Here is a 13,112-nt window from a genome sequence, read left to right as displayed (position 1 = left end):
ACAGATGGACGGCGGTGCCGCGACACGGGAACCCGGTGAACTCTACCTCGACGCGGCCGCCACCGAACCGGTCGGCCCGGACGTCATCGCCGCGATGACCCCGTTCCTCACCGACGCATACGCGAACCCGGCAAGCGTGCACCAGCCCGGCAAGACCGCCGCCCGCGCCCTCGACGCGGCCCGCGCCTCCTTCGCCGCCGGCCTCGGCGCCAAACCGGACGATGTGATCTTCACATCCGGCGGCACCGAATCCGACAACCTCGCCGTCAAAGGCATCGCCATGGCGAGGATGGGACGGCTGGGAGAGCACCCGCGCATCGTCATCTCATCAATCGAGCATCCGGCCGTCTCCGCGTCCGCCGACTGGCTCGCACGCTGGTTCGGCTTCGACGTCGTGCGCATCCCCGTCGACCACGAGGCCCACTTCGACCTCGACGCGCTCGGACGGGCGCTCGACGGCGAGGCGGGGAGACGGACCGCGCTCGTCAGCGTCATGCTCGCCAACAACGAGGTCGGCACCGTCGAACCCGTGGAGAAGATCGTGGCGATCGCACACGCGCACGACGTGCCCGTGCACGTCGACGCCGTGCAGGCCGCAGGACTCATCCCCATCCGCATGCGCGACTGGGACGTGGACGCGCTGAGCGTCTCCGGGCACAAGTTCGGCGCGCCCAAAGGACTCGGCGCGCTGCTCGTGCGCGGGCGCACCCCCATCGAACCGGTGCTCTCCGGCGGCGGACAGGAACGCGGTCTGCGCTCCGGCACGCAGAACGTGGCCGGCGCGGTCGCGCTCGCCATCGCCTTGGATTCGTCGAACCGGCGCATGGCCGCCCGTTATCGGGAGCTCGTCGCCTCGCGGGACATGCTCATCGACGCGGTGCGGCGGGTCGTGCCGCGGGCCGAACTCACCGGAGACCCGGAACGACGGTTGCCCGGGCATGCGTCGTTCATTTTCCCCGGCGTGACCGGCGAGGCGCTGCTCGTCGACCTGGACGCGCGCGGCATCGCCGCCTCGTCCGGCTCCGCATGTGCGATCGGACGGCATGAGATTCCCGCCACGCTGCTCGCCATGGGATTCGAGCCCTCCGTCGCGAAGACCGCGCTGCGCATGACGTTCCGTGAACCGCTCACCCGCGAGGAGGTCGAACGGATCTCGCTCGCGTTGGAGGAATCGTACACGGAGCTCACCCGGCGGTGACGCCCGGCACGTGCGGTTGTACAGTAGGGGCCATGGCGACGGTGCGGGAGCGGCAACCGGTGCTCGCCGTCCGCCGGCGAGGAGGTCTCCATGGGCAATGTGATCGATGATCTGCGGACGCGGTTCGTCACGTTCGACGAGGATCCGTTCAACGAGGTGGACAGTCTGGTGCTCTCGCAGCTGTCGTATGCGCGCATGCCCGGCAACGTGCCGCGATGGGACGGCGGCGATGCCGATGACGCCGGTGGCGATGATGCCGATAGCGCGGCCATCCCCATGGTTCCTGTCCGTGACCTGCTGCGCGCGGAACGCTATGACGCCATGTTCGGGCGCGTATGGTCGCCGCAGTTGAACGTCGACCTGTTGCGGGCCATGTGCGAGAACCCGCGTTGGCGGGCGTTGCGCGTAGGCGCGTATGTGGATGAGTTCGATGCGGCATCCACCAAACAGTTCTCGGCGTGCGTGTTCGACGTGGGCGACGGCGCGCTCTACGTCGCATTTCGCGGCACCGACAGTTCGATCGTCGGCTGGAAAGAGGACTTCACGATGGCGTTCCGCCGGCCGGTCGCCTCGCAATCCGCGGCCGTGCGGTATCTCGCCGACGTGGCTTGCCGGTGGGACGGCCCGCTGATGGTGGGAGGGCATTCCAAGGGCGGCAACCTCGCGGTGTATGCGGCCGCCTCGATGCCGGACGACGTCGCGTCGCGCGTCACGGCCGTGTACTCGCATGACGGCCCGGGGTTCGACGAGGCGTTTCTGGAATCGCCGGAATACCGGCGCATATCGGCCAAGGTGCACAAGTCCGTGCCGGAATCGTCGGTCATCGGCATGCTGTTCGAACAGCGTGAGCAAGCCGCGGCGGGCTATGAGGTGGTGACGAGCGACGGGCTCGGCATCATGCAGCACTTCGCCTTGAACTGGCAGGTGAGGGACGGCCGGTTCGTGCACGCGGACGGCCTTACGGGCGGGGCTCGCTACGCGGCCCGCACGCTGAACGACTGGATGGCGCGGTACGACGACGAACGGCGGCGGCTGTTCATCGAAGGTCTGTTCGCCATCCTCGAGGCGGGCGGATACCCTACGTTCGGTGAGCTCACCGCGCATTGGGCGCAATCGTTGCCGGCGATGCTCGTGGCGGCCCGCGGCATCGACGCCGGGGACCGCGGGGTGATGGTCGAAGTGCTCAAAGGGTTCGCGGCGACCGCGGCCACGTCGGTCATCCCCGGAGGCGATCGACGGGAGTAGGGTGGGGAACACGTATTGCTGGTGACGCATGGGCGGCGTGCCTGAACCCGTGCGGTGCAGTGTGATCGAGCCGTTTCCCGCATGAACGAGGAATGCCTTGCGCATGGCGAAAAGCCGTGCGCAAGGCATTCCTCATATCGGCGTCCGAGTGGTGTCTGCCATCGGGTGCTTCCTGAATGCGTTCAGTCGATGAGCTTGTAGCCGTGGTCGGCGACGACGCTCTTGAGCTTCTCGAGATAGGTTTCGGCGGCCTTGGAGAGCTTGGCGCGCTCGTTGGTGATCCAGCCGACGAGCATCGTCTCGTCCGAGTCGAGCGGGACGGTGCAGATCTTCTCGTTGTTGAGGTCGCCGTTGTCGATGCCCGTGCACACCGTGTAGCCGTTGAGGCCGATGATGAAGTTGAGGATCGTGGCGCGGTCGGTCACGTTGATCTGCTTGGGGGAGTAGTCCGGCCAGACGGCCTCCTCGGCGAAGAAGAAGGAGCCGTCCTCTCCCTGCTCGTACTGGATGAACGGGTAGGGCTTCAAGTCCTTCATCGTGACCATCTTCTTCGAAGCGAGCGGGTTCGTGCGCGCCAGGAACACGTGCAGCGGCGCGCGGAACAGCGCGTGGAACTCGAGGTGCTTCTCGCGCAGCAGCTTGCCGATGACGTCCTTGTTGAAGTCGGACAGGTAGATGATGCCGACGTCGGAGCGCATGTTCGCCACCGAGTCGATGATGTCGCGCGTGCGCGTCTCGCGGATCGTGAACTCGTATTCGTCGGAGTGGATGGAGTCGATCATCTCGACGAACGCCTCGACCGCGAACATGTAGTGCTGCGTGGACACGGTGCACAGCTGCTTGCGCGGCTTCGCGTTCTTGTAACGCTCCTCGAGCAGCGACGCCTGGTCGAGGACCTGGCGTGCGTAGGTGAGGAACTCAGCGCCGTCGACCGTCAGGGCGATGCCCTGCGAGGAGCGGGTGAAGATCTCGATGCCGAGTTCCTTCTCCAATTCCTTGACGGAGGAGCTCAGGGCCGGCTGCGAGACATAGAGCTCGTGTGAGGCCTCGTTCATAGAACCGCATTCGACGATCTTGACGATGTATTTGAGTTGCAGAAGCGTCATAAATATCAGTTATAGCAGTGGGGATGGTCGAAGGGTGAGGTTATAGCCGGTCGCTTCCACGCCGGTGGACGCCATGTGAGACATCGGACACGCGTCCGACTTCGCGGCTCCGCACGCCCGGCCGGGGCGCGTCGAGCCGCTACAGACGCACGCCGAGCGCGGCGAGGGAGTCGCGGGCGGCCACGGCGCCGGAGAACAGCAGGCCATGGATGCCGACCTCCTTCGCGCCGGCCACGTTCTTCGCGGTGTCGTCGAAGAACACGCAGCGCTGCGCCTCAAGACCGAAGCGGGAGAGCGCCAGCTCGTAGATGTCCGCGTTCGGCTTGTGCATCTTCTCCACGCCCGAGACGACGGTGCCGTCCAGCAGGTCGTCCAGCACAGGGTATTTGTCGAAGGCGATGTGGATCGTTTCGTGCGACCAGTTCGTCAGCCCCCACACGCCGTAGCCGTGGGATTTCAGATCGCGCAGCAGCTGCTCCATGCCCGGCAGCATGCGCGGCAGCGCGTCGCCGTAGTGTTCGATGTAGTACCTGAAGATCAGTGCGATGTCCTCGCCCTGCTCGCGGACCACATCCGGATAGATGCGGGCGAAGTCCTCGCCGGCGTCCATGCGGTCCTCGTAGCGGAAGAAACCGTGCGGGTCGTCGTCGGCGCAGATCGCGTCCACCACATCGTCGGGGAAGCGCCCCGCCAGACAGGCGCGCGTGCTCCAGTCGAACAGCACGCCGCAGAAGTCGAAGATCACGTCGGTGATGGGGGAGTCGTGCATGGCGTCTCCTTGATTGATATATAAGGTATCGATATGCGGGGCGTATCGATATGAGGTCAAACGGATACGGCACCAGTGTACGGGCGGGGTGGAATCTATCGGATCCGCCGATCCCTGTCGGTCCGTCCCCTCCGGACCGGGCGTGTTAGCGAACCGTTAGCGAATCGCCGTCGGGCATATACGTAGGCGTATGGGACCCGTAAAAACCGTTTCCGTTCCTTCACATCATCCATAGCATTGAAGACGCAATGACCCGATGGCGCAGTCGCGCCCGCCGACATGGCGGGCGCAGCACCGTCGGATTTGTTTGATGAAAAGGAGAAAGACATGCCCTGGTGGGTAGATGTTGCCTATGTAGTGGGCACGATTGTCATCTTCGTCCTGTTCGACCTCTTCGGAAAGTGGGTGGACAAACTATGATGACGTTCTTCACCGTGCTGGGTGTAGTGCTGGGACTGGCGGGAATCGCCTACATGATCTATTCCCTGTGCCGTCCTGAGAAATTCTGATCGAAGCTGTCTAGGGAACAAAGGTTCATCACATGGTATATCTTTTTGCGATCATGGCATTCGCGCTGATTGCCATCATCCTGGCGGCGATCTACAAGCCGCTGGGCGACTACATGTACAACGTGGTCACGTCCGACAAGGACTTCTTCTTCGAGAAGTGGATCTACAAGATCGTCGGAGTCGACTCCAAGAAGGGCCAGACTTGGAAGGCGTACCTGCGCGCCCTGCTCGGCTTCTCGCTGCTGAGCGTCCTGGTCCTCTACCTGCTCCAGCGCGTGCAGCAGTGGCTGCCGTTCTCGCTGGGCTTCCCGAACGTCGAAGGCCCGCTTGCGTTCAACACCGCGGCCTCGTTCGTCACCAACACGAACTGGCAGTCGTACTCGCCTGACGTCACGCTCGGCTACACCGTCCAGTTCGCCGGCCTGACCGTGCAGAACTTCGTGTCCGCGGCCGTCGGCATCGCGGTCGCGATCGCGCTGGTGCGCGGCATCGCATGGCGCAAGTCCGAGACCATCGGCAACTTCTGGGTCGATCTGACCCGCATCACGCTGCGCATCCTCATGCCGATCGCCATCGTCATGGGCGTCGTCCTCATCGCGCTCGGCGTCGCGCAGAACTTCGCGGGCTTCGTCGACGTCAACACCGTCGCCGGCGGCACCCAGAAGATCATGCAGGGCCCGGTCGCCTCCCAGGAGGTCATCAAGGAGCTCGGCACCAACGGCGGCGGCTTCTTCAACGCCAACTCGTCGCATCCGTACGAGAACCCGAACATGTGGACCAACCTCATCGAGATCCTGCTCATGCTGTGCATCCCGGTGGCGCTCACCCGCACCTTCGGCCGCATGGTCGGCGACATCCGCCAGGGCTACGCGCTGCTCGGCGCCATGGTCATCCTCTTCGGCGCGAGCTTCTTCTTCGTGGTCACGGCCGAGTCCTTCTCCGTCGACCCGATCACCACGCTGACCGGCGGTTCGATGGAAGGCAAGGAGACCCGCTTCGGCATCGTGTGGTCCGGCCTGTTCGGCACGACCTCCACCAGCACCTCCACCGGCGCCGTCAACTCGATGCACGACTCGTACACCGCGCTCGGCGGCATGATGTACATGCTCAACATGATGCTCGGCGAGGTTTCGCCGGGTGGTGTGGGCGCCGGCCTGTACGGCATCCTCGTGATGGCGATCGTGGCCGTGTTCATCGCCGGCCTCATGGTCGGCCGCACGCCTGAGTACATCGGCAAGAAGATCGGCCCGCGCGAGATGAAGATGGCGTCGCTGTACTTCCTCGTCATGCCGATCACGGTCGTCGCCGGCGTCGCCCTGAGCTTCGCCGTGCCGTTCGCCCGCCAGTCGATCTTCGACACCTCGCTCAACAACAGCGGCAGCCATGGCTTCTCCGAGGTCGTCTATGCGTTCACCTCCGCGGCCAACAACAACGGTTCCGCCTTCGCCGGCATCACCGCCGACACCCCGTGGCTCGACACCATGCTCGGCCTGGCCGTGCTGCTCGGACGATTCCTGCCGATCGCGCTCGTGATCGCGCTGGCCGGCTCCCTCGCCAAGCAGGACAAGGTGCCGGAGACCTCCGGCACGATGAAGACCGACAACGGCCTGTTCGTCGTCCTGCTGGTGTTCGTCATTGTACTGATTTCCGCGCTGACGTTCTTCCCGACGCTTGCTCTGGGACCGTTGGCAGAAGGTTTGGTGGCGTGATATGACTTCCGCAACTGTCAACGACGTCGCGAACAACGCGAACTCCATCGTGAGCGACGTCAACCAATCGAACAACAAGTCCCTCGGAGCCATGCTGGGCAAGAGCCTGCCGGACGCGTGCCGCAAGTTCGACCCGCGCAACATGGTGCACAACCCCGTCATGTTCATCGTGTGGGTGGGCGCCGCGTTCCTGACCCTGCTTGGCATCTTCCAGATCTTCGACGGCTCCCTCGCCAACGGCGAGCCGGTCTACTTCACGTGGATCGTCGCCGTCGTGCTGTGGCTCACCGTGCTGTTCGCGAACCTCGCCGAAGCCGTCGCCGAAGGGCGCGGCAAGGCGCAGGCCGACGCGCTGCGCAAGACCCGCACCACCACCCCCGCGCATATCATCAAGGGATACGACGAGAAGAACGACCCCGACGCGCGCGGTCCGGAGAAGGGTGAGGGCTCCGCATACATCGAGGAGATCCCCAGCTCCGACCTGAAGCTCGGCGACGTGGTCGTCGTGGCCGCCGGCGAGCTCATCCCCGGCGACGGCGACATCATCTCCGGCATCGCCTCGGTCGACGAATCCGCCATCACCGGCGAATCCGCCCCCGTCATCCGCGAGTCCGGCGGCGACCGCTCGTCCGTCACCGGCGGCACCCGCGTCCTTTCCGACCGCATCGTCGTGCGCATCACCCAGAAGCCCGGCGAGAGCTTTGTCGACAAGATGATCGCCCTGGTCGAAGGCGCCAACCGCCAGAAGACCCCGAACGAGATCGCGCTCGACGTCCTCCTGAGCTCGCTGACCATCATTTTCCTGGTCGTCGTGCTGTGCATCAACCCGCAGGCCTCCTCGGTCGACGCCTCCGTGAGCCTGACCGTGCTGATCGCCCTGCTGGTATGCCTCATCCCGACCACCATCGGCGCCCTGCTGAGCGCCATCGGCATCGCCGGCATGGACCGTCTGGTCCAGCGCAACGTGCTCGCCACCTCCGGCCGCGCCATCGAGGCCGCCGGCGACGTGACCACCCTGCTGCTCGACAAGACCGGCACCATCACCTACGGCAACCGTCAGGCCTCCGAATTCCACGCCCTCCCCGGCGTGGACCACGCCGAGATGGTCAAGGCCGCGGCTCTGAGCTCGCTGGCCGACTCCACCCCGGAAGGCCAGTCCATCGTCGCCCTCGCCAAGACCGAAGGCTTCGATCTGGACGAGGTCCCGGGCGCCGTGGACGTGGCCTTCACGGCCGAGACCCGCATGTCCGGCCTCGATTTGCCGAACGGCGACCGCATCCGCAAGGGCGCGACCTCCGCCGTCGAGGCGTGGATCGACAAGGAAGGCGGCACGATGAGCGTCGAGGTCCGCGACGCCCTGCACGAAAAGGTCAACTTCATCTCCGGACAGGGCGGCACCCCGCTCGTCGTCGCCGAGCAGTACGCCAACGGCGAGGTCAAGGTGCTGGGCGTCGTCCAGCTCAAGGACGTCGTCAAGAAGGGCCTGAAGGAGCGCTTCGCCGACCTGCGCAAGATGGGCATCCGCACCGTCATGGTCACCGGCGACAACCCGCTGACCGCCAAGGCCATCGCCAAGGAGGCAGGCGTCGACGACTTCATCGCCGAGGCCAAGCCCGAGGACAAGCTCGCCTACATCAAGAAGGAGCAGGCCAACGGCCAGCTCGTCGCGATGACCGGCGACGGCACCAACGACGCCCCCGCGCTCGCGCAGTCCGATGTCGGCGTGGCCATGAACTCCGGCACCTCCGCCGCGAAGGAGGCCGGCAACATGGTCGACCTCGACTCCGACCCGACCAAGCTCATCGACATCGTCCAGATCGGCAAGCAGCTGCTCATCACGCGCGGCGCGCTGACCACCTTCTCCATCGCCAACGACGTGGCGAAGTACTTCGCCATCATCCCGGCCATGTTCATGGAGAAGTTCCCGGGCCTCGGCGTGCTCAACATCATGGGCCTGCACAGCTCGCTGTCCGCCGTGCTCTCCGCGATCATCTTCAACGCGATCATCATCGTGCTGCTGATCCCGCTCGCGCTCAAGGGCGTCAAGTACCGTGCGGAGGCTTCCGAGAAGATCCTCGGCCGCAACCTGTCGATCTACGGTCTCGGCGGCATCGCCGCCCCGTTCGTCGGCATCTGGATTATCGACCTGTTCGTCCGCCTCATCCCGGGCTTCTGACCGGATGCAGGGCATATAAGGAGCAACAATGAAATCCTCAATGTCATTGAATCTGCGCAGCTACTGGGCCGGGTTCAAGGCCGTGATGGTCTTCACCGTCATCGTGATCGTGTACACGTTCGTGATGACCGGCATCGGCCAGCTCGGCATGCCCGACAAGGCCAACGGCTCGATGGTCACCAACTCGCAGGGCGAGGTCGTCGGATCCTCGCTGATCGGCCAGTCCTTCACCGACGAGAACGGCGACGCGCTGCCGCAGTACTTCCAGTCGCGTCCGTCCGCCGCGTCCGACCCGAACAAGGACGAGGACAACCAGGGCTACTACGCGGCCGCGTCCTCCGGCACCAACAAGGGCCACGCCGACGAGGACCTCATCAAGAGCACGACCGAACTGCGCAAGGCCATCGCCAAGCGTGAGGGCGTGAGCGTCAAGGATGTTCCGGCCGACGCGGTCTCCGCGTCCTCCTCCGGCCTCGATCCCGCCATCAGCCCCGCGTACGCGGCCATCCAGGTCAAGCGCGTCGCCAAGGAGCGCGGCCTGAGCGAGGAGAAGGTCGAGGAGCTGGTGCGTGAGAACACCACCGGCCGCGGTCTCGGCTTCGTCGGCGAGGACACGGTGAACGTGGTCACGCTGAATCTGGCGCTGGACGAGCTCGACTGACGTCCGGCCGTATGACCGACAGGGGTGACGGTGCGAAGTGCTGCGCCGTCACCCCTTCGGTGCGTTCATCGTATACAGTCGGTATCGGGAAGTACGCGGTACCGGCACGGGATCGGGGGAATGGAAGCATATGGCTGAGGCTCGTGGATCGTTCAGAGTGCTGCTCGGCGCCGCTCCGGGCGTTGGCAAGACCTGCGCGATGCTCAAGGAGGGGCATCGTCTCGCCGAGGAGGGGCAGGACGTCGTCATAGCCCTGTTGGAGACGCACGGCCGCAAGGCCACGCAGCATGCGGCCGAGGGGTTGGAGAGTGTGCCGCGCAGGCGCATCCGCTACCGTGGCATGTGGCTTGAGGAGATGGACCTGTTCAAGGTCATCGAACGGCACCCTCAGGTCGCGCTCGTCGACGAGCTCGCCCACACGAACGTGCCCGGATCGGTGCATGAGAAACGCTGGCAGGACGTCATGGACCTGCTCGATGCGGGCATCGACGTCATCACCACCATCAACGTGCAGCACATCGAATCGCTCAACGACGTGGTCCGCGACATCACCGGCAGCACGCAGAAGGAGACCGTGCCGGACAAGGTCCTGCGGTCCGCCACGCGCGTCGAGCTCGTCGACCTTCCGCCGGAAGGACTGCGCGAACGACTCTCCGCCGGTCTCGTGTACAAGCCGGACCGCGTCGACGCGGCGTTGAGCAACTACTTCCGCGTCGGCAACCTCACGGCCCTGCGCGAGCTCGCACTGCTATGGCTCGCCGGCCGCGTCGACGAGACCCTCAAGCAATACCGCGACGAGCACCACATCAAAGCCAAATGGGAGACGCGCGAGCGTGTCATCGTCGCATTGTCGGGCGGGCCCGAAGGCGAGCAGCTGCTGCGGCGCGGCGCCCGCGTCGCTAGGGCTTCCGGCGGCGGCGACCTGATCGCCGTGCACGTCACCCCCGAGGACGGTCTCGCCGGATCCAACCCCGCGCTGCTCATCAAACAGCGCGACCTGGTGGAGAAGCTCGGAGGCACGTTCCATCAGATCGTCGGCGAGGACATCGCCGACGCCCTCCTCGATTTCGCGCGCGCCAACAACGCCACCCAGGTGATCGTAGGCGTCTCCAGACGGGGTCTGCTGTCGCGCTGGCTGGGCAGGCCGTCGACGCCCAACGGCATCATCGAGAAATCCGGCGACATCGACGTGCATATCGTCACGCATACCTTCGCCAACAAGGGACTGGCCGGCATCCGCATGCCGTCGAGACGTCACGCGCCCATGGCGCTGGGACGCACGATCGGTGGACTGCTGTTCTCCGCGGTCTCGGTTCCTGTCGTCGCATGGGCGTTGTCGGCGTTCAGCTCCATGGCGTTCGTCCAACGCGACGCGCTCATCCTCCAGCTGCTGGTCGTCATCGCCGCGGTCATCGGCGGCTTCGTCCCCGCCACCCTGTCCGCATTGCTCAGCGGTCTCGTGCTTGACTTCCTGTATACGCAACCGGTGGGCACGCTCCATGTGATGCACGCGTCGGATGTCGCCACCATCATCCTGTACATCGTCGTGGGGCTCATCGTCTCCGCCGTCGTCGACAGGGCCGACTCCCACACCAGGCAGGCCCAGCGCGCCAGCGCGGAGTCGGAGATCCTCGCCTCCGTGGCCGGTTCGGTGCTGCGCAGCGACGACCCGTTGGAGGCGATCGTGCACCGCACGCGCGAGGCGTTCGGATTCGACTGCGTGCGCGTCGTGCAGGACGGCCGCATCATCATCTCCGACGGGGAGCCCGCGCCCGCGAAGGATTCCGACGGGAACCAGGCGGCTGGCGCGTCCGTCGAAGAGCCCGAGACCATCGCCCATGACGAGCACGGCCCCGCGCTCAAGCTCTACGGCAGATCCATCGAAGCCTCCGACCAGCGTATGCTCATGGCGATCCTCTCCCAGATCGAGACCGTGCTCGAGCACAACGACCTGGAACGCAAGGCCAGCGAAATCGGTCCGCTCGCACAGGCCGAGCGCGTCCGCACCGGCCTGCTCAACGCGGTGAGCCACGATCTGCGCCGTCCGCTCGCCTCCGCGACCGCGGCGGTCTCGGGACTCGAGCGCATGGGCGCCACGATGAGCGACCGCGACCGCGAGGATCTGCTGTCGGTCGCGTCCAACGGACTCAAGCAGCTCACGAAACTCGTCACCGACCTGCTGGACGTGTCGCGCATCCGCGAAGGCGCCCTGCCGTTGTCGCTCGTCGCCACCGACGTGGGCGAGACCATCATCCCCCTGTTCGACGAACTCGGCATCGGGCCGTGGAGCGTCGACCTCGACATCGCCCCGGATCTGCCGCTGGTCGTGGCCGACCCGCCCCTGCTGCGCCGTGCGTTGTCGAACGTGGTGGTCAACGCCCTCCGTTTCACGCCGAAGGACCGACGCGTGCGCATCGCCGCCTCGGCGTTCAACGGCGTGGTCGAGATCCGCGTCGCCGATCAGGGGCCCGGCGTGCCGGACTCGCGCAAGGACGACATCTTCCTGCCGTTCCATCGGCTCGGCGACACCGACAACACCACGGGACTCGGTCTGGGCATGGCGTTGTCGAAGGGGTTCGTGGAATCGATGGGCGGTTCGATATCGCCCGAGGACACGCCCGGCGGCGGGCTCACCATCGTCATCACCCTGCGCGCCGCGGGCGCCTCGCTGGAGGCGGGCCAGCCGATACCGAAGGACGAGCTGCCGAATCCGGCGGATATCCTCGAACAGGACACGTTGAAGGTATCGGACGCCGTCTCGGACGTCATCCTGCCGTTGCCGGGCCGCGGACGTTCCGACGAGCGCGGACTCGACAGGTTCATCACCTACGGCGTGATGCGCGGCGGCTCGGACGATCCCGCGGACCATGACGGCGTGACGGCGGACACGAAAGCGGACGACGCCCCCCGGCCGGTGAATGCCGCGACCGAGGAGCATACGGATATGACGGATATGAAGGAGGCGGATGCATGATGAAGATTCTGGTGGCGGACGACGATCCGCAGTTCCTCAAGGCGTTGAAGATCACCCTGCATTCACAGGGCTACGACATCGTGACTGCCCGTGATGGCGTCGAATGCATCACCGTGGCGGTACGCGAACACCCCGACCTGTTCGTGCTCGACCTCGGCATGCCCCGCATGGACGGCATGGGCGTGATCCACGGCGTGCGCGGATGGACTGAGGCCCCCATCCTCGTCGTCTCGGGCCGTACCGACGCACGTGAGAAGGTCGCCGCGCTGGACGCCGGCGCCGACGACTACGTGACCAAGCCGGTCTCGATCGACGAGCTGCTCGCCCGCATCCGCGCGCTGCTGCGTCGCGTGACGTTGGAGAACGCCGCGGAAAGCGAATCTCCGACGGTCGCATTCGGCGACGTGACCGTGGACCTCAACGCGCGTGCGGTGTTCCGTGGGCGTCAGGGGCGGCAGGTGCGCGTCAAGCTCACGCCCACCGAATGGAAGGTGCTGGAGGTGCTCGTGCGCAACGCGGGCAAGCTCGTCACCCGGCAGGACATGCTCACCACGATCTGGGGCGCCAGCCATGTCAAGGACACCGGCTACCTGCGCCTGTACGTCTCCCAGTTGCGCCGCAAGATCGAGCCCGACCCGGCGCATCCGCGCTATCTGAAGACCGAAACGGGCATGGGGTACCGTCTCGACGTCACCGGCGCCGCCGACTGACCGCAGACTCCCCATAAACTAAATGAACGGGCCCCGCCGGGAATCCTCCCATGCG

The 13,112-nt window shown here is 65.6% G+C and carries 10 protein-coding genes; 8 read left to right on the top strand and 2 right to left on the bottom strand.

Annotated features, from left to right (window positions below):
- Nucleotides 1-4: 4 nt before the first annotated feature.
- Together AC1AYD_RS07610 and AC1AYD_RS07605 are read left to right on the top strand one after the other, a co-directional pair.
- Nucleotides 5-1,198, top strand: coding sequence for a cysteine desulfurase family protein (locus AC1AYD_RS07610; RefSeq protein WP_101622703.1), 1,194 nt, complete (start codon nucleotides 5-7; stop codon nucleotides 1,196-1,198).
- 90 nt (nucleotides 1,199-1,288) lie between these two features.
- A complete protein-coding gene (locus AC1AYD_RS07605; protein WP_101622704.1) occupies nucleotides 1,289-2,443 on the top strand; it encodes a DUF2974 domain-containing protein in 1,155 nt (384 codons plus the stop codon).
- Nucleotides 2,444-2,625: 182 nt separating this feature from the next.
- Here the strand turns inward: AC1AYD_RS07605 and AC1AYD_RS07600 are convergent, their stop codons facing one another.
- Nucleotides 2,626-3,549, bottom strand: a complete 924-nt coding sequence (locus AC1AYD_RS07600; RefSeq protein WP_101622705.1) for a LysR family transcriptional regulator — start codon at nucleotides 3,547-3,549, stop codon at nucleotides 2,626-2,628.
- Between the two features lie 139 nt (nucleotides 3,550-3,688).
- Nucleotides 3,689-4,318 carry an HAD family hydrolase gene (locus AC1AYD_RS07595; RefSeq protein ID WP_101622706.1) on the bottom strand — a complete coding sequence of 210 codons (630 nt, stop codon included), beginning with the start codon at nucleotides 4,316-4,318 and terminating at the stop codon, nucleotides 3,689-3,691.
- 279 nt (nucleotides 4,319-4,597) lie between these two features.
- Between AC1AYD_RS07595 and AC1AYD_RS07590 the strand changes: the two genes are divergently transcribed.
- The 6 genes from AC1AYD_RS07590 to AC1AYD_RS07565 all read left to right on the top strand — a co-directional run bounded on the left by AC1AYD_RS07590 (nucleotide 4,598) and on the right by AC1AYD_RS07565 (nucleotide 13,057).
- Nucleotides 4,598-4,738 (top strand): hypothetical protein, encoded by a 141-nt coding sequence (locus AC1AYD_RS07590; protein ID WP_476544915.1) that lies wholly within the window; start codon nucleotides 4,598-4,600, stop codon nucleotides 4,736-4,738.
- A 121-nt stretch (nucleotides 4,739-4,859) separates the two neighbouring features.
- Nucleotides 4,860-6,536 (top strand): potassium-transporting ATPase subunit KdpA, encoded by a 1,677-nt coding sequence (gene kdpA, locus AC1AYD_RS07585; protein WP_101622707.1) that lies wholly within the window; start codon nucleotides 4,860-4,862, stop codon nucleotides 6,534-6,536.
- A gap of 1 nt (nucleotide 6,537) precedes the next feature.
- Complete coding sequence (gene kdpB / locus AC1AYD_RS07580) at nucleotides 6,538-8,712, top strand: potassium-transporting ATPase subunit KdpB (protein ID WP_101622708.1); 2,175 nt, start codon at nucleotides 6,538-6,540, stop codon at nucleotides 8,710-8,712.
- Nucleotides 8,713-8,752: 40 nt separating this feature from the next.
- On the top strand, nucleotides 8,753-9,373 hold the full coding sequence (kdpC, locus tag AC1AYD_RS07575; protein WP_243394475.1) for a K(+)-transporting ATPase subunit C: 621 nt from the start codon (nucleotides 8,753-8,755) through the stop codon (nucleotides 9,371-9,373).
- A 130-nt stretch (nucleotides 9,374-9,503) separates the two neighbouring features.
- Nucleotides 9,504-12,347, top strand: coding sequence for an ATP-binding protein (locus AC1AYD_RS07570; RefSeq protein WP_476544913.1), 2,844 nt, complete (start codon nucleotides 9,504-9,506; stop codon nucleotides 12,345-12,347).
- Nucleotides 12,344-13,057: a response regulator gene (locus tag AC1AYD_RS07565; protein WP_165784923.1), complete on the top strand. Its 714-nt coding sequence runs from the start codon at nucleotides 12,344-12,346 to the stop codon at nucleotides 13,055-13,057. The genes AC1AYD_RS07570 and AC1AYD_RS07565 overlap by 4 nt, the downstream gene beginning before the upstream one ends.
- Nucleotides 13,058-13,112 lie beyond the last annotated feature (55 nt).

It is taken from the genome of Bifidobacterium sp. LH_426 (genome assembly GCF_056356875.1).
Note: the sequence above shows the minus strand (reverse complement) of the source record. Positions and strands in the feature narration are given on the sequence as shown.